Source organism: Saccharopolyspora tripterygii (genome assembly GCF_054778355.1).
This window is the reverse complement of record NZ_BAAGZP010000014.1, coordinates 14,898-31,928: the sequence shown is the minus strand read 5'-3', so window position 1 is coordinate 31,928 and position 17,031 is coordinate 14,898. Positions and strand designations below refer to the sequence as shown.

The 17,031-nt window shown below is 70.2% G+C and carries 15 protein-coding genes and 1 tRNA gene; 5 read left to right on the top strand and 11 right to left on the bottom strand.

What is annotated here, in order from left to right:
* Positions 1–7: 7 nt before the first annotated feature.
* Positions 8–211 (bottom strand): DUF397 domain-containing protein, encoded by a 204-nt coding sequence (locus ACYVF3_RS11195; RefSeq protein WP_461154153.1) that lies wholly within the window; start codon positions 209–211, stop codon positions 8–10.
* A gap of 214 nt (positions 212–425) precedes the next feature.
* On the opposite strand from ACYVF3_RS11195, the gene ACYVF3_RS11190 reads away from it, so the two are divergent.
* The 3 genes from ACYVF3_RS11190 to ACYVF3_RS11180 all read left to right on the top strand — a co-directional run bounded on the left by ACYVF3_RS11190 (position 426) and on the right by ACYVF3_RS11180 (position 2,090).
* Positions 426–1,604: a helix-turn-helix domain-containing protein gene (locus ACYVF3_RS11190; RefSeq protein ID WP_461154152.1), complete on the top strand. Its 1,179-nt coding sequence runs from the start codon at positions 426–428 to the stop codon at positions 1,602–1,604.
* Between the two features lie 61 nt (positions 1,605–1,665).
* On the top strand, positions 1,666–1,902 hold the full coding sequence (locus ACYVF3_RS11185; protein ID WP_461154151.1) for a zinc finger protein: 237 nt from the start codon (positions 1,666–1,668) through the stop codon (positions 1,900–1,902).
* Positions 1,896–2,090: a hypothetical protein gene (locus ACYVF3_RS11180; RefSeq protein WP_461154150.1), complete on the top strand. Its 195-nt coding sequence runs from the start codon at positions 1,896–1,898 to the stop codon at positions 2,088–2,090. The genes ACYVF3_RS11185 and ACYVF3_RS11180 overlap by 7 nt, the downstream gene beginning before the upstream one ends.
* A 148-nt stretch (positions 2,091–2,238) precedes the next feature.
* Here ACYVF3_RS11180 and ACYVF3_RS11175 read toward each other — a convergent pair.
* Positions 2,239–2,312 (bottom strand) — tRNA-Thr (locus tag ACYVF3_RS11175).
* Positions 2,313–2,477: 165 nt separating this feature from the next.
* Here ACYVF3_RS11175 and ACYVF3_RS11170 point away from each other — a divergent pair.
* Positions 2,478–3,851: a hypothetical protein gene (locus tag ACYVF3_RS11170; protein ID WP_461154149.1), complete on the top strand. Its 1,374-nt coding sequence runs from the start codon at positions 2,478–2,480 to the stop codon at positions 3,849–3,851.
* Positions 3,852–3,909: 58 nt separating this feature from the next.
* On the opposite strand, the gene ACYVF3_RS11165 is transcribed toward ACYVF3_RS11170, so the two are convergent.
* From ACYVF3_RS11165 to ACYVF3_RS11145, 5 genes are all read right to left on the bottom strand, one after another.
* A complete protein-coding gene (locus ACYVF3_RS11165) occupies positions 3,910–5,133 on the bottom strand; it encodes a DNA polymerase III subunit delta' (protein WP_461154148.1) in 1,224 nt (407 codons plus the stop codon).
* Between the two features lie 64 nt (positions 5,134–5,197).
* Positions 5,198–8,050 (bottom strand): type I DNA topoisomerase, encoded by a 2,853-nt coding sequence (gene topA / locus ACYVF3_RS11160; RefSeq protein WP_461154147.1) that lies wholly within the window; start codon positions 8,048–8,050, stop codon positions 5,198–5,200.
* 306 nt (positions 8,051–8,356) lie between these two features.
* Positions 8,357–8,941 carry a hypothetical protein gene (locus ACYVF3_RS11155; protein ID WP_461154146.1) on the bottom strand — a complete coding sequence of 195 codons (585 nt, stop codon included), beginning with the start codon at positions 8,939–8,941 and terminating at the stop codon, positions 8,357–8,359.
* A 166-nt stretch (positions 8,942–9,107) separates the two neighbouring features.
* Positions 9,108–9,743 carry a hypothetical protein gene (locus ACYVF3_RS11150; RefSeq protein WP_461154145.1) on the bottom strand — a complete coding sequence of 212 codons (636 nt, stop codon included), beginning with the start codon at positions 9,741–9,743 and terminating at the stop codon, positions 9,108–9,110.
* A 161-nt stretch (positions 9,744–9,904) separates the two neighbouring features.
* Positions 9,905–12,280, bottom strand: coding sequence for a sodium-translocating pyrophosphatase (locus tag ACYVF3_RS11145; protein WP_461154144.1), 2,376 nt, complete (start codon positions 12,278–12,280; stop codon positions 9,905–9,907).
* Positions 12,281–12,701: 421 nt separating this feature from the next.
* On the opposite strand from ACYVF3_RS11145, the gene ACYVF3_RS11140 reads away from it, so the two are divergent.
* Positions 12,702–15,077, top strand: coding sequence for a DEAD/DEAH box helicase (locus ACYVF3_RS11140; RefSeq protein ID WP_461154280.1), 2,376 nt, complete (start codon positions 12,702–12,704; stop codon positions 15,075–15,077).
* Positions 15,078–15,184: 107 nt separating this feature from the next.
* Here the strand turns inward: ACYVF3_RS11140 and ACYVF3_RS11135 are convergent, their stop codons facing one another.
* From ACYVF3_RS11135 to ACYVF3_RS11120, 4 genes are all read right to left on the bottom strand, one after another.
* On the bottom strand, positions 15,185–15,850 hold the full coding sequence (locus tag ACYVF3_RS11135; RefSeq protein ID WP_461154143.1) for a bifunctional DNA primase/polymerase: 666 nt from the start codon (positions 15,848–15,850) through the stop codon (positions 15,185–15,187).
* Between the two features lie 337 nt (positions 15,851–16,187).
* Entirely contained in the window at positions 16,188–16,532 is a 345-nt protein-coding gene (locus ACYVF3_RS11130) for an Rv3654c family TadE-like protein (protein ID WP_461154142.1), read from the bottom strand.
* Complete coding sequence (locus tag ACYVF3_RS11125) at positions 16,529–16,840, bottom strand: TadE family type IV pilus minor pilin (protein ID WP_461154141.1); 312 nt, start codon at positions 16,838–16,840, stop codon at positions 16,529–16,531. The genes ACYVF3_RS11130 and ACYVF3_RS11125 overlap by 4 nt, the downstream gene beginning before the upstream one ends.
* On the bottom strand, positions 16,837–17,028 hold the full coding sequence (locus tag ACYVF3_RS11120; RefSeq protein WP_461154140.1) for a DUF4244 domain-containing protein: 192 nt from the start codon (positions 17,026–17,028) through the stop codon (positions 16,837–16,839). Before ACYVF3_RS11120 ends, ACYVF3_RS11125 begins: the two co-directional genes overlap by 4 nt.
* Positions 17,029–17,031: the final 3 nt, after the last annotated feature.

Genomic DNA, 17,031 nt, shown 5'->3' with positions numbered 1-17,031 from the left:
CTCCCGCTCAGCCGGCGAACCGACCGGTCTTCACAGCCTCGATGAACGCGGCCCACTGCCCCGGATCGGCGCGGAAGTAGCCCGCCGCCCGGTCCTTGGTGTCACGCACAGCCGCCGCACCCCCACCCAGACTCCCCACTTCAACGCAGTCGGCGCCGTTCTGAGATCGCGAGGACTTCCGCCAGCCCCTCGGCGTGCTCGATGACGTCACAGCGCAGCCTCCTTGGCGTTGAGCACATCGACGATGGCCTTGAGGGACTCCTCCGGACTCAACGCCACGCTCCGAATCCAGTCAACAGCGAAGGACACCGACGTGTCGCGCGATTCCTCGTCGTGAAGTCGAGATCTCGATACCCTCGAAGTGCCGCCGCACGGGGTCGCAGATCCCGCGAAGAGCAATCGCCTGCGAAGAGTGGTGATCGGGCATGACCGATGGTGTCGGCACGAAGCTGCGCGAGATCCGGAAAGCACGCGGCAAATCCTTGGCGGTGGTCTCGGGTCTGGCCGGGATCTCCCCGTCCTACCTCTCCCGGCTGGAGTCCGGCGATCGTGCGCTCGACAGGCGCTCGCTGATCGCGGCGTTGGCCGACGCGCTCGAAGTCGCGCCGAGCGAGATCACCGGCGCATCGCTGGCGGGCCCGCAGGAAGCCGGCGAGGACCGCGCCCTGAGCGAGGTGCGGCTGACGCTCCTGGCGGTGAGCATGGGCGAACCACGGGGTCACGTTCTTCCGGTTGACCCGCTCAGGACGAGAGTCGATGCACTCCTGACCGCTCAACGGCGATGCGAGTACGCGCTGGTCGGCGCGCAACTCCCCTCCCTGCTTCGGGATCTGCACCAGACGCTGCTCACCGGACGCGACTCCCGAGAAATCCTGCGCATGCTGGTGCTCACCCATGTGCAGGGCACCCAAGCCTGGCTAGGCGACATCGGAGCGAGCCAGGACCTCGCCTGGCAAGCGGTCTCCCTCGCTCAGCGCGCCGCCGAAGACCTCGACGAACCGCTGCACAGCGCGGTGAGCACGTTCGGCACGGCGTTCGGACTCCTCGGAGCGGGAGGTTTCGACCTCGCCGCGCAGGCACTCGACAGAGCTGACCCGGGCACCGGAACCGACGAAGCCATGCAGCTCTCCGGCATGCTGACTCTCGCTTCCTCACTGGTCTTCGCGGCACAACGCGACGAAACTCAGCGGTCCGCTGCCCTCGAAACGGCCGCAGACCTCGCCCGGCACACCGGTGAGGGCAACGCGTTCGACTTCGGGTTCGGCCCGAGCAACGTGGGTGTCTGGCGCATGTCGGTCGCTTTGGAATCAGGTGAGCACGCGGAAGCGGCGAAGATCGCCGAAACCGTCGACGTCGAAGCACTGCCGTCCCCGACCCGGCGAAGCGCTTACTACCGGGAGTGCGGCCGCGCGTTGGCACGCTTGCCGAAGCAGCGCGACGAAGCCGTTCTGATGCTGCGCCGCGCGGAAACGATTTCACCGGCCCGAATCCACCGGCACCCGTTCATGCGCTCGGTGCTCTCCGAACTGCTCGCCAAGGCGAAACGGGACGCGATCGGCCGGGAGCTGCGCGGCATGGCCTACCGCTCCGGACTGCACGTGTAACCCGATCGAATGGTTGCCACGGAGGCAAAAACCGCCCTCCGACCAGCGCAACAGTTCTCCCATGAACCAAGCGCGCACCTACTCGCCCCATCCGTTCTGCTGGCGACCGGCCGCCGGGGGTCGTCACGCGACGACCGAAAGGCCAAGGGACGGCGAGGAATTCACGGCCCTGTGCGGCGCGAGCGAAACCGCCGACCTCAGCGAGATCGCCTGGTTCTTCGCGACCTGCGTCGACTGCAACCGGCTGGCCCACGACCTCGCCGCAGTCCCGATGCCGGAGCAGGAACCCTCGTGCTGACCGACCGCGACATCGCCATGCGGATGCTCGGCGTGATCAAGTCCTTCGAGATCGCACTGCCCGACGTCGCCGACGGCTGGTACTCCCCCGACGACTACGAACGCCTCGCCACCTACCTCGACAACACGGCCCGCGCGCTGCGCTCCCGAGCGCCGACCACGACCGACCGGGAAGCGGACCACCAGTAGCTCCACCCAGCTCGGACACGCGATCAACCGTCACCCCGTCCGCGGATTCGAGGACTTCAGCGGGGTGGCTGCGGAGCGCCGGTCCCGAAGTGATCCGCCCAAAAGAAAGACCGCAGGTCACCTGGGTGATCCTGCGGTCTTCACTGCGAGCCGCCTGGGGGAATCGAACCCCCGACCTACGCATTACGAGTGCGTCGCTCTGGCCGACTGAGCTAAGGCGGCAGTGCGTGGACAAGTGTAGCGGGCGACTTCCGGGGGTTCGCCGGGGGTCCGGCCGACCGATGACGTCGGTGTCCTGAGCGAAACCGCGGTTCGGCCGTCACTCGGCGGCGATGTGATCGTTGATACATCCATCGGGGCAGTGACGCCTATCACGGAGGATGCGGGATGCGCGCGTTTCGTCGAGTTTGCGCCTGCGCGGCGGTGACCCTGGCGATGGCCGGGATGTCGATGCCGGCGGCGATGGCGGAGAGCGCGTACCCGACGACGCCCACGCCCCAGCCGAACGACCCCAACCAGCCCCCCGGGCGGGTTCCCGAGAACATCTCGCGGCCGGTCATCGGCGACGCCGGGACGATGCTCGGCATCGTTCGGCTGCTGCCCGCGACCGCGCCCGGCGACTCCTTCTTCAACGACCCCGAGTTCGAGGCCAAGCTGCCCAAGCAGGCCGTGCTGGAAGCCGGCATGGGCCGGGCCGTGGCGCAGGTCAACACCGAGTCGTACTTCGCGCACGAGCGCTCCATCGCCGAGGCCTCGCCGTTCGGCGTCGGGATCATGGGGCGGACCCCGCAGGTACCCGGCGGGCTCGCGCAGAACGCGCTCTCCGACCACGAATCGCCCACCACCAGCGCCCTGACGCTGCCGCCCTCCCCCGCCGACCAGCTGGTCAAGCTCAGCGGCATGAACGGCACCGTGCACGCGCGGTGGAACGAGCAGACCGGGCCCTGCGGGGTCGCGCCGCTGTCCGACGCCCGCTACTCGCTGGCGACCGGCTCGGCCCTCAACCAGGTCCCCGGCCTGGACGGAGCGGTGCTCGACATCCCGTCGGTCGCCGAAGCGCACTCCCACGTGCAGCTCACCGACGTGCCCGGGCAGAGCGGCAAGGCCGTGACCTCCACGTCGCAGCTGAACATCTCGCAGGTCAAGCTGCTCACCGGCTCGCCGCAGGAGATCTCCATCGACGTCGTCGGCACACCGACCCTGACGGCCACTGCCACCGGCGACCCCGCCACCTCGCGCATCGACCACACCGCTCCGGTCCTGCGGGTCAGCCAAGGCGGCAAGGAGATCGCCGTGCTCGACGCCGCGAACCCCACCGCCGATCTGCCGGTGCCCCCGATCCCCGGCCTCGACCGGCAGGTCCTCGACGCCGGCGTGCTGCGGCTCAGCGTCGGCGAGCTCACCCAGGACGGGCAGGGCACCGAACTCCGCGGCACCTCCAGGCTCTTCGACCTCAAGGTGCTCGACGGCACCAAGCTGGGACTGCCCACCGCGCTGGCGCAGATCTCCTTCGGCGAGCAGGTCGCGCGGGCCGCTGCGCCCGCCGGTGGCGTCAACTGCGCACCGCCCGCAGCCGGGGGCGCGGCCGCCGGTCAGACGCCAGAAGCCGGGCCGGTCGGCCACTACCAGGGGCGCACCGAACCTCTCGCGCTGACCAGCGGCAGCTACTTCGTGGTCCCGCTGTTCTGGGCCGGAGCGGGCCTGCTGCTCCTCGGCTCGATCCTCGTGGCAGCCGTCCCCCGCCGGAACGCCAAGCACTGACCGGAGTCCCGACCGCAACGATTCGAATCTCGCGCGAAACTCGAATCCCCCGCAGCCGTCAGCCCGTGAAGAGGGTCGCGAGCATGGCTTCCACCGCGATGAGGGGCTTGACGTTCTGGGTGAGGGCCGTGCGGCACGCCAGGACCGCTTCCAGGCGCCGCAAGGTCGACTCCGAAGTCCACTCGGCAGCCGCCTTCGCCGACGAGCGCGCGAAGTCCGGGTGGTTGAGGACCGCGCCCGATCCGGTGCGGGTGACCAGCACGTCGCGGTAGAAGCCCGCCAGGTCCACCAGCGCCAGGTCCAGGGCGTCGCGCTGGGAACGGGTGGCGCGCGACTTCTGGCGCTTCTCCAGCTCCTTCAACGCCGCGTTGGCGCCCCGGGTCGCCGACGCCGTTCCCTTGCCCGTGCCGCCCGCGCCCATCGCCGTCTTGAGCTCTTCGCGCTCGGACTCGTTGCGGTCCTCGTTCGCCGTGACCGCCTCGGTTTCGGCCAGCTTGACCAGACCCGAAGCCGCCGTGAACACGTCGGAGAAGCGCTGCAGCCCGAGAGGGATCCGCAGCACCGATTCGCGGCGCTCACGAGCCTGCTCGTCGGTGGCCAGACGGCGGGCCCGGCCGATGTGCCCACCGCAGACCTCGGCCGCCCACTCCGCCAGCTGCGGATCGATGTCGTCGCGCTCGCGCAGCACCTCGGCGATCGAGTTCGCCAGCGGCGTGCGCAACTGCAGCACGCGGCACCGCGAGCGGATCGTCACCGAGACGTCCTCCGGGTGGTCCGACGGCGCGCACAGCAGGAAAACGGTGCGCGCAGGCGGTTCTTCGACCGCCTTGAGCAACGCGTTCGCAGCGCCCTCGGTGAGCCGGTCGGAATCCTCGATCAGCACCACCCGCCACTGACCGGTGCTCGGGCGCCGCGCAGCGGCCTGCACCAGCGCGCGCATCTCCGCCACCGAGATCGACAGGCCCTCCGGCACCACGAGCTTCACGTCCGCGTGGGTGCCCTGCAGGACCGTGCGGCAGCCGGTGCAGCGCCCGCAGCCGGGCGTGCCCGGGTCCTCGCACTCCAACGCCGCGGCGAAGGCGCGGGCCGCGATCGACCGGCCCGAACCCGGCGGTCCGGTGAACAGCCACGCGTGCGTCATCGCGCCGGGCGGCACCGACTCGCCTCGGACCTGCCTGCGCGCCGCGTCGGCGGCCGCGTGCAGGATGCCGACCGCGTCGGGCTGGCCGACGACCTCCGCCCACACCCCGGTCGCGGGTACCTCCGGAGCGCCGGTGCGCATCGCGTCAACTCCCTCGTGCCGAGCTATCCGGGCACGACTCTACGACGCCGCACCGACGCGTCCGTCAGGACTTCGACGTGGTCGACGACGACGTCTTCTTCGCCGCCGTCTTGGTTCCCGTCGTCTTGGTTCCCGTCGACTTCGACGCCGTCTTGGTTCCGGTCGACTTCGAGGCCGTCGTCTTCTTCGCCGCCGTGCTCTTCGACGCCGTCGACTTGGAGGCCGTCGACTTCGACGCGGTCTTGGTTCCGGTCGACTTGGACGCCGTGCTCTTGGACGTCGTCGACTTCTTCGCCGGAGCCTTCTTCTTGGCGGGCGCCTTGGCGCGGCGCTCGGCCAGCAGCTCCACCGCGCGGTCCATCGCCAGCTCCTCCACCGAGTCGCCCTTGCGCAGCGACGCGTTGGTCTCGCCGTCGGTGACGTACGGGCCGAAGCGGCCGTCCTTGATGACCAGCGGCTTGCCGGTGTCCGGGGCATCGCCGAGCTCGCGCAGCGGCGCCGCGGCGGCACGACGCCCCCGCTGCTTGGGCTGCGCGTAGATCTTGAGCGCCTCGTCGAGGGTGATCGAGAAGATCTGGTCCTCGGTCTCCAGCGACCGCGAGTCCGTGCCCTTCTTCAGGTACGGGCCGTAGCGACCGTTCTGCGCGGTGATGTCGTTGCCCGACTCCGGATCGGTGCCCACCACCCGCGGCAGCGACAACAGCTTCAGCGCGTCGTCGATGGTCACGGTGTCCAGCGACATCGACTTGAGCAGGCTGCCCGTGCGCGGCTTGGACTTGTCGCCCTCCGGGAGGACCTCGGTCACGTAGGGACCGAAGCGGCCCTCCTTCGCGAGGACCTCGTGACCGCTCTCCGGGTCGGTGCCCAGGCTGCGGCCCTCCATCGGCGTGGCGAACAGCTTCTCGGCGATCTGCACCGTCAGCTCGTCCGGCGGCAGGTCGTCGGGCAGGTTCGCCCGCTGCGCGGTCTCGTCCTCCAGCGTCCGCTCCAGGTAGGGCCCGTAGCGGCCAACGCGGACGTAGATCGTGCGGCCCTCGTCGTCGTCGAACATCGGGATCGAGTTGATCGCCCGCGGGTCAATCTCCTCCACCGACGAACCGACCAGCTTCTTGAGCCCGCCCGCGCGGCCGATCGAGTCGTCCGGGCCGACCTCGCCGCCGAAGTAGAAGCCCGACAGCCAGCGGGTGCGCTCCTCGCGCCCCTCCGCGATGCCGTCCAGCTCGTCCTCCAGCGCGGCGGTGAAGTCGTAGTCCACCAGCCTGCCGAAGTGCTGCTCCATCAGGCCGACCACGGCGAAGGCGATCCACGAGGGAACGAGGGCCGAGCCCTTCTTCCACACGTAGCCGCGCTCCTGCACGGTGCTGATGATCGACGCGTACGTCGACGGGCGGCCGATGCCCAGCTCTTCCAGCGTCTTGACCAGGCTCGCTTCGGTGAAGCGCGGCGGCGGGTTGGTGGTGTGCCCGTCGGGCTCCAGCTCCGGCGCCGTGATCGGCTGGTCCTGGGTGAGCTGCGGCAGCCGCGACTCGGCGTCGTCGGCCACACCGCCGGCCTCGGAGTCCACGGCCTCGACGTAGGCCTTGAGGAAACCGGGGAACGTGATCGTGCGACCCGACGCCGCGAAGGTGCACTCCTCACCGCTGGTCGCGGTGCCGCTGATGCGCACCGACAGCGTCGTGCCCTTGGCGTCCGCCATCTGCGAAGCGATGGTGCGCTGCCAGATCAGCTCGTAGAGCTTGAAGCCGTCGACGTCGTTGGACAGCTCGTTGGCCACCTCGCCGGGGGTGCGGAAGCTCTCGCCCGCCGGGCGGATCGCCTCGTGCGCCTCCTGCGCGTTCTTGACCTTGCGGTTGTACTGCCGCGGCTGCGGCGACAGGTACTGCTCGCCGTAGAGGTCGCGGGCCTGGTTGCGCGACGCCGAGATCGCCGTCTCCGACAGCGTCGTGGAGTCGGTACGCATGTAGGTGATGTACCCGTTCTCGTACAGCCGCTGCGCCGTGCGCATCGTGCGGTCCGCCGAGAAGCGCAGCTTGCGGCTGGCCTCCTGCTGGAGCGTGGAGGTCATGAACGGCGCGTAGGGCTTACGCGTGTAGGGCTTCTCCTCGACGCTGGAGACGCGCAGCTGGGCGTCGGTCAGCGCCTCGGCGAGCTGCCGGGCCTCGGCCTCGGCGAGCACCTTGGTGTCGGAGTTCTTCAGCCGCCCGTCCGGACCGAAGTCGCGGCCGGTGGCGAGCTTGGCGCCGTCCACCGAGACCAGGCGGGCCCCGAAGCGACGCGGCGAGGCGTCCGGGCCGGCGTCCATGGTCGCGGCGATGTCCCAGTACTCGGCGGAGACGAAGCGGATCCGCTCCCGCTCGCGCTCGACGACGACGCGGGTCGCCACCGACTGCACGCGGCCCGCCGAGAGCTTCGGCATGACCTTCTTCCACAGCACCGGGCTGACCTCGTAGCCGTAGAGGCGGTCCAGGATGCGGCGGGTCTCCTGGGCGTCGACGAGGTCCTGGTCGAGGTCGCGCGGGTTCGCGGCGGCGGCCTGGATGGCCGATTCGGTGATCTCGTGGAAGACCATCCGGCGGACCGGGACCTTGGGCTTGAGGGTCTCCAGCAGGTGCCAGGCGATGGCCTCGCCCTCGCGGTCACCATCCGTCGCGAGGTAGAGCTCGTCGACCTGCTTGAGGGCGTCCTTGAGCTCGGTGACCGTCGACTTCTTGTCGGCGCTCACCAGGTACAGGGGCTCGAAGTCGTTCTCGACGTCGACACCCAGCCGCGCCCACGCCTGGCCCTTGTACTTCTCGGGCACGTCCTTGGCGTTGCGCGGGAGATCGCGGATGTGCCCACGCGAGGACTCCACGATGAAGTTAGAGCCGAGGTACGAGGCGATCTTCTTGGCCTTCGCCGGTGACTCGACGATCACCAAGCGCCGGGTAGCGGAGCCGTTCCCGTTGGGAGACCCCGAAGCCCGACCGGCCCCGCCGCCGGCCTTCTTCGTTCGTGTCGACCCAGCCAACGCTTACCTGCTCTCTTCTTCCGGAAGCATCCATTGCACCCGGCGCCCGTCCATGTCGTGTCCCCGGAGTGTGCCGCCGCGCGGTTCGCCGTGCGGCACCGGGAAGGCACAGGGTTGCATATAACACGCCGATATTCGTCGACGTCCTGTTGTACGAACGTATCGGGTTACCCAGGTGTTCCGTTTCGTGACCTGGCGTGATGTGCGTCAACCCGCTCAGGAGACGAGCGGAATCATTCCCTCGATCGCACCATCCGGAAGCGGTCCCACCAGCTCGGCGAGCCTGGCCAGGCGCCTGCGACCGGTCACGCGCAGGGCCGGCCCACCCGCCCGGGCGCCCACGGTCTTGGTCGGCAGGCCGCAGCCGCGCAGGGCCTCGGCGAGCGGCTCGTGCGTGTCGGGAGCGTGCGGGTCGAGGCCGAGGCGGTAGCCGTTGTGGTCGGCGGTGCCCGCCGTGAGCGCCCAGATCCGCAGAGCCCAGCCGTCCGGCACGAACTTCGGCGGGACCGACTTCACGGCGCCGCGCAGCCAGTGCGCGGCCAGGCCCGTGAGGTCTGAGCGGAACGCGGTGCGGACCAGCGGGCGGCCTTCGTCGGAACGGCCGAGCTCGGCCTGGACGCGGCGCTCGGCGCAGGCCGCCAGCAGGTGGCGGGCGCGCCACTCCGCGTCGACGACGACCGACAGCCGGGCCGCGGTGCCGCGGCCGAATCCGACGGCCTGCCCCGGTCCGCACAGCATGCCCGCGAGGTCGGCGACGTCCGCCCGCCGAGCCTCTGCCGAGTAGAAGGACAGCTGGTCCACGATCAGGATACTAGAACAGCAGTTCGAGATTATCCACCAATGTAACCCGATCGAATGAGTCCCGAGTCCGGGTGGACACGATTCCAAGGGAGATCAGAGGCCGAACCCCACTGGGATCCGGGAACCGATGTCCGTTGGAATCGCGACGTCCACCCAGGTGAGGGAGTTACTGCGGTTGTCCCGGCTGGGCCGGAGCGGGCTGACCCGGGGCCGGCCCCTGCGGTGCCGGGTTGAAGAAGGGCTGGCAGGCCGGGGCCTGCTTGGCGGCCGCGGCGAGCTGCTGGTTCTTCTCCAGGGCTCCGAACTTGCTGTTGAGGTCCACCTGCGAGCTCTTCTGGAGCTCCGTCTGCAGTGCAGTCATGCCCTCGGTGAACTTCTGCTTGTCGTTCGGGTCGACCTGATCGGCCTGACCGCGAGCGCCCACCAGGATGTCGCGGATCTGGACGAAGCCGTCCTGGATGCCCTTGCTGACCTGGTCGCCGCCTTCGATCGGCGACGGCGGCAGCTCCTGCAGCCCGCGCACCGTGTCGTCCGCGGTCTTGCTCGCGGTGTCGAGCCGGGAGACCACCGAGTTCTTCATCGCCGAGGTGTCGGTCTTGTCCACGGCGGGCAGCTTCTTCTGGGACGCGGAGAAGTCGTTGACCAGTCCGCACAACCGGCCTGACCACTCGATGCCTTCCGGGCCGGCCGCGGCAGCCTTCTGCGGAGCGGGCTCGGGCGCCGGCGTCGGTGCCGAACCGCAGGCGCTCAGGGCCAGCGGGATGGCCGCGAGCGCCGCGAAGGACGTCGCACGGAACTTCATTGCGAACTCCTCACATCGATTTGAGTAGCTCTCGCTGTGCGGTCGGACTCTCTCGTACCTCGGCACCTCCCGGTCAACCCGGGGTCTCGCGCCGCGGTGATCTTCCTGCGCACAGCGATGGGCGCCACCCGAGCCGGGTGACGCCCATCGATGCGGTCGATCTAGGCGGGAGCGCCGTTGATCGTCTTGTCGTCCGCGGGCTCGTCCGCGATCGCGGTCGAACGCCGCTTGGAGATCACCACGGCACCGATGATCACCGCGGTGGCGACCACGGCGATGCCGATCCGCACGGCCGGGTTCGCGGCCTCGCCGACGGAGAAGTAGACCACCGCAGGAGCGATCAGCACCGACACCAGGTTCATCACCTTCAGCAGCGGGTTGATCGCCGGACCGGCGGTGTCCTTGAACGGGTCGCCGACCGTGTCACCGATGACCGTCGCCGAGTGCGCCTCGGACCCCTTGCCGCCGTGGTAGCCGTCCTCCACCAGCTTCTTGGAGTTGTCCCAGGCACCACCCGAGTTGGCCAGGAAGATGGCCATCAGGGTGCCGGTGGCGATCGCACCTGCCAGGTACCCGGCCAGCGGGCCGACGCCCAGGCCGAACCCGACGGCGATCGGCGCGAGCACCGCCAGCAGACCCGGCGTGGCCAGCTCCCGCAGCGAGTCGCGGGTGCAGATGTCGACCACCCGGCCGTACTCCGGGCGCTCCGAGCCGTCCATGATCCCGGGCTTGGCCTTGAACTGGCGCCGCACCTCGTAGACCACGGCACCGGCCGCGCGGGACACGGCGTTGATCGCCAGACCCGAGAACAGGAACACGACCGCGGCACCGATGACCACGCCCACCAGGACGTTCGGCGCGTAGACGAAGTACTCCTCCGACGCGAGCGCACCCGCCACGTCGCTCAGCGCGGCGCCGATGGCGTCGGTGTAGGAACCGAACAGCGCCGTCGCCGCCAGCACCGCCGTGGCGATCGCGATGCCCTTGGTGATCGCCTTGGTGGTGTTGCCGACCGCGTCCAGCTCGGTGAGGATCTTCGCGCCCTCGCCCTCGACGTCGCCGGACATCTCCGCGATGCCCTGCGCGTTGTCGCTGACCGGGCCGAAGGTGTCCATCGCGACGATGACGCCGACCGTGGTCAGCAGGCCGCAACCGGCCAGCGCGATCGCGAACAGCGACACCGTCAGCGAACCGGACAGCAGGAACGCCCCGAACACGGCAGCCGCGATGACCGCACCGGTGTAGACGGCGGACTCGAACCCGACCGACAGACCGGTCAGGATCACGGTGGCGGCGCCGGTCAGCGAGGACTTGCCGACGTCCTGCACCGGACGGTGCTCGGTGGCGGTGAAGTAGCCGGTCAGCTTCAGGATCACGACCGCGAGCAGGATGCCGATGACCACGGCCAGCAGCGCGATCAGCGCCGGGCTGCCCGGGGTGGCGCGCACCTCCTCCGACACGCCGGAGAGCTCCGCGAACGTGCTCGGCAGGTACAGCATCGCGGCGATCGCGCACAGCACCGCCGAGATCCCGGCCGAGATGTAGAACGAGCGGTTGATCGCGGTCAGCGCGCTCTCGCCCGTGCGGGCCTTGGTGATGTAGACGCCCACCACCGCGGTGAGCACGCCGATCGCCGGAACGATGAGCGGGAACAGCAGCCCGTGCCCGCCGAAGGCGGCGGTGCCCAGGATCAGCGAGGCGACCAGGGTCACCGCGTAGGACTCGAACAGGTCCGCGGCCATGCCCGCGCAGTCACCCACGTTGTCACCGACGTTGTCGGCGATGGTGGCGGCGTTGCGCGGGTCGTCCTCGGGGATGTTCTGCTCGACCTTGCCGACCAGGTCGGCACCCACGTCCGCGGCCTTGGTGAAGATGCCGCCGCCGACTCGCATGAACATCGCCAGCAGCGCGGCGCCGAAGCCGAAGCCCTCCAGCACGCGAGGAGCTCCGCCCGCGTAGACCAGCACCACCAGCGCGGCGCCGAACAGGCCGAGACCGACGGTCATCATGCCGACCACACCGCCGGTGCGGAACGCCACGCGCATCGCCTTCTCGCGACCCTCGCCGGACTCCCGGGCCGCAGCGGCCACGCGCACGTTCGCGCGGGTGGACAGCCACATGCCGAGGTATCCGATGGCGGCCGAGAACGCGGCGCCGAACAGGAAGAACACCGATCGGCCGACGCGTTCGCCGATGGTCTCGGCGGGCAGCGCGAACAGCACCAGGAACACCACGACCGCGAAGATCGCCAAGGTGCGGAACTGCCGGTTCAGGTAGGCCGAGGCGCCTTCCTGCACTCCCTTGGCGATCTCCTGCATCTTCGAGGTGCCCTGCCCTGCGGCGAGCACCTCCTTGATCAGGACGTAGCCGAAGCCGAGTGCGGCCAGAGCGATGACCATGACGACACCGACGACTGCGTAGTCGATGCCTGCGAGCTCGATACCGGTGGCTTGTTGGGCGAGGTCCATCCGGGATTGCGAGCTCGGTGGTGCAGCGCCCTGGGCCCAGCCGAGCTGGACCGGGGTGAGCAGGGACATCCGTCCTCCTGGGTTGTGCTCGGTTCTCACACCAGCGGCCCCGCACGCTCTTACCGGGCCCCGATGCGCGGTAGGCGGCCCCGCCCGGTACGGCCAGTGATCGCTCGCTGGCCGTCCGTGGCGACGTCGTGGATCGGGAGTCTATTCAGACCCCAAGTGGCTTACCTCACGGTGTGATACGCAACTCGTCACGACGTGCAGATCTGTTACAAAAGGATCGATTCAGACCCCTACTTGATCCCCTGATCGGACATATTTCGATTTGGACCGAACGGGTGACATGAGGTATGGCGTGTCGCGCCTCGATCCGCGAGAACTCGGCCCCACCCGGACAACACGGTCCGAAGTTGCCCCGAACGTGCGGCGGAGCCGACTCGCGGAGGGGAACACCTGTGCGGGCGCGGACCAGAGCTGTGCAAGGCTGAACGACGTGGGCGAGGAGGACAGGGGACAGCGGCTGCTCGGTCGCGTCCTGGCCGGGATCCCGGCCGACGAGTCGCCGGTGACGCACGTCGAGCACCGGCCGGCCAAGCCGGCCCGGACCGCGGACTGGCCGAAGTGGGCGCCGCCCCGGCTCGTGGAGGCGCTGCGAGCGCGCGGCGCGGACGAGCCGTGGATCCACCAGGTCGAGGGCGCCGAGGCGGTGCACGACGGCGAGAGCGTCGTCGTCGCCACCGGCACCGCGTCCGGCAAATCGCTGGTCTACCAGCTTCCGGTCATCTCGCAGCTGCTCAACGACCCCAAGGCCACCGCGCTCTACCTCTCCCCCACCAAAGCCCTGGCCGCCGATCAGCTGCGCAGCATCTCGGAGCTGGACCTCCCGGAGATCCGCGCGGTGAGCTACGACGGCGACACCCCGCAGGCCGAGCGGGACTGGGTGCGCCAGCACGGCAGGTGGATCTTCACCAACCCGGACATGCTGCACTTCGGCGTGCTGCCCTCGCACGGGCGCTGGGCGCAGTTCTTCCGCCGTCTCACCCACGTCGTGATCGACGAGTGCCACACCTACCGGGGCGTCTTCGGTTCGCACGTCGCGCTGCTGCTGCGCAGGCTCCGGCGGATCGCCCACCGCTACGGCTCGGATCCCGTGTTCGTGCTGGCCTCGGCGACCGTGTCGGACCCGGCCGAGTTCGCCGAGCGGTTGACCGGGACGCGCTGCCGGGCGATCACCGAGGACGGTTCGCCGCGCGGCGCGCGCACGGTCGCCCTCTGGGAACCACCGCTGCTGGACGACCTCGTCGGCGAGAACGGCGCGCCGGTCCGCCGCAACGCAGGCTCCGAAGCCGCGCGGATCGTGACCGAGCTGGTCATCGAGGACGCCCGCACGCTGGCGTTCATCCGCTCGCGGCGCGGCGTCGAAGTCGCTGCCCTCGCAGCGCAACGCTCCCTGTCCGAAGTGGACTCATCGCTGCCCCAGCGGGTCGCGGCCTACCGCGGTGGATACCTGCCGGAAGACCGCCGCGAGCTGGAACGCTCGCTGCTGACCGGAGAACTGCGCGCGGTGGCCACCACCAACGCGCTGGAGCTCGGCGTGGACATCTCCGGACTGGACGCCGTGGTGGTCGCCGGATACCCGGGAACCCTCGCGTCGTTCTGGCAGCAGGCCGGGCGCGCGGGACGCGACGGGGACGGTGCGCTCGTCGTCTTCGTGGCGCGCGACGACCCGCTGGACACCTACCTGGTGCACCACCCGCCCGCCGTGCTGTCCCGGCCGGTCGAGGCGACCGTGCTCGACCCCGCCAACCCCTACGTCCTGGAACCGCACCTGGCCTGCGCCGCGGCCGAGCTGCCGCTGACCGAGGAGTCGTTCGAGATCTTCGGCGGCGCACCCGCGCAGCGGGCCGTCGAGGCGCTGGCCGCCGACGGGGTGCTGCGTCGACGTCCGCACGGGTGGTTCTGGACGGCGCGGGAACGCCCGCACCGCACCGTCGAGCTCCGCGGCTCCGGAGGTCCGCCGATCGCCGTCGTGGAAGGCGAATCCGGGCGCATGCTCGGCACGGTGGATCCGGATTCGGCGTGCTCCACGGTCCACCCCGGAGCGGTGTACCTGCACCGCGGGGAGTCCTTCGTGGTCGACGAGCTCGACCTCGACGAGGCGATCACGCTGGTGCACGAGGAAAGCCCCGACTGGACCACCTCGCCGCGCAACGACGTGGACATCGCCGTGCTGCGCACCATCGAGAGCTACGACACCGGAGGCGGTGTCACGGTGAACCTGGGCGAGGTGGAAGTGACCTCCCAGGTCGTCGGCTACCTGCGCAAGCGACCCACCGGCGAGGTGCTGGACCAGGTCCCGCTGGACCTGCCCGCGCAGACGCTGCGCACGCGCGCCGTCTGGTACACGGTCGGTCAAGAGCTGTTGATGGGCAGCGCGCCGGGGGGCGCCGGGCTGGAACCGGCGCACATCCCCGGCGCGCTGCATGCCGCCGAGCACGCGGCGATCGGCCTGCTACCGCTGTTCGCGACCTGCGATCGATGGGACATCGGCGGGGTCTCAACCGCTATGCATGCCGACACCGGGGAGGCAACGGTGTTCGTGCACGACGGCCATCCGGGAGGGGCCGGATTCGCCGATCGCGGTTTTGCCGCATTGGTCCCATGGCTGGTCGCGACGCGGGAAGCGATCGCTTCCTGCGACTGCCCGGCCGGATGCCCGTCCTGCGTTCAATCGCCAAAGTGCGGGAATGGCAACGAACCGCTGGACAAGGCAGGGGCGGTGGCTGTTCTCGATGCGGTCTCGGCCGTGCTTCGGGGTAGCGCCTGCGGTCCGGGTGGGCCGCCCGACCGGTCACGATGAGCACCTGAATCCACGGCTGGTGCTCGCGGGAAGCTCGTGACCGACCGGGCCGGGGTAGCCCTGGGCGCGGAAAACCGGACCGTTCGGCGCGTCACGGCCGAACAGGATCACCTGCCCGCTGGGAGAAGTGCCGCCACGTCATCCGGTTGGTGATCGATCTCCAGCGCGGTCCGGAGCGCGTCCTGGACGAACTCCGAGCTGGGCAGCCGCCAGGCGCACACCTCGGGCTTGACCCGCCAGTGCACCGCACCGCCGGAGTAGACCGACGGCGGCAGCGGAGCCCAACTCCCCCTGCCGTGCAAGCGAATTCCGCTCTGCCCGGCCAGCTCGTCGTTGAGCTGACCCCCAGGGGTCGTCAGGAAGAACCAGCTGCCGGACGGGGTCGCCACGATCGGCACCGGGAACCCGCCGGCACGCAGCACCTTCGCCGCCTGCCTGCCGAGCGCGGCGTCCACCTCGACGGCGTCGGCCTGGAGCCCGGTGGCGAGCAGCAGGTTGTAGGGGTGCTCGTCCCACCAGGACATGACCTCGGCGAGGTCGGCCCCCAGCTGCTCCTGCCACTCGGCCTGAACGGGGGTCGGGCCGTGCAGCTGCCTGTCGCGGCGGCCGAGCCACTCGCCATCTCGGGGGAAGGTTCCGGGCAACACCGACCAACCACGCGACGCGAAGTCGATTGCCTGCACTCGCAGGTCGATCCGGCTGCTGGTCAGCCCGGCCGGGTGGGCCGGGACGCCGCGGAAGGCGCTCTGCCACCTCTCCGCAGACCATTGCATGTGCTCCGCCTCCTTGTTCAGCGGTGAGCGGTCTCGTGGCCCTGAGGTCGACCGGCCGGATTTCGGGGTTCCGGCCGATCCCCCGACCTCCTTGTCGGGTGGACCTCGGTTCGTGGCGAACCTCGGCTCGCCGCTCACACATTCAAAGAAACGTCATCGGGCACCGGTGCGTACAGACCCGCTGCGACGACCGGTCGTTCGGCGGCGATGAACGTGAAAGCCCGAACACGCGCGCCGAAAGATCGAGAACAGCGCCGATGGCGCTCCAGCGACCGCTCCACTGCCGACCGGACCGCTCGCCGACCGCTCGTCGTACTGCCCACGTGATACGTGCGGCTCAGCCGGGGGCCGGTCCAGCCCGGGCCCGTGCGCTGGGTGGTTGCCACCCGGACAGCGGGCCGGGCAGCGACCCGAGCACCTCGACACGAGCTTCCCGGCCAGTCAGGGTGCAGCTGACCAGGCGTGCTCGCATCCCGCTGATCACCCGTCCGGCCTGCGCGCAGGCGTGTTCGGGTCCACCGATCACGTGAGCCGCAGCGGCCAGCGCCGCGAGGTCCGCCGCGCCCTCGGCGCGATGCCTGCTCGCGGTCGCGGCGCCGAGCTGCACGAGTCCCCACAGCAGCACCAGCACGACCAGCGACAGGACCGCGGCGAGCACCGTAGCCGAACCGCGGTCGGTCATCCCGCCTCCCCCGGTTCGAGGATCGCGACGGCGTCGGCGCGCGACCAGTGCGCGCTCACCAGCACCTCGACCTGGTCGCCGCTGATCGCGTGGGCGTAGTGCGCGCCGGCCGGGGCGATGGCGCGCACCGCCTGCTCCGCCCGGTGCGCGTCGCCCCGGGCGAGCAGTCGAGCGGCTTCGACGGCGGCGTCCTGGCAGCGCACCTGCCCGAGCACCGCCGCCGCTCCCACCATCAGGAGTCCGAAGACCACCACCAGCGAGCAGATGCCCAGCGCCGCCTCCACGGTCACCGAACCCCGGTCGTTCACGTCCCGGCACCCTGCAGCCCTCGCTGGATGATCCCGGTCAGCGCTTCCTCGACCGAGCCGCTGGTGGCCACCGCGTAGAGCGTGGTGGCGAAAGCGACGGCCGCGAGCGTGCCGACGGCGTACTCGGCCGTGGACATGCCCTCGTCGCCGGTCAGGGCGGCACGCAGCCGCCGGGTGAAGTCCAGCATCGT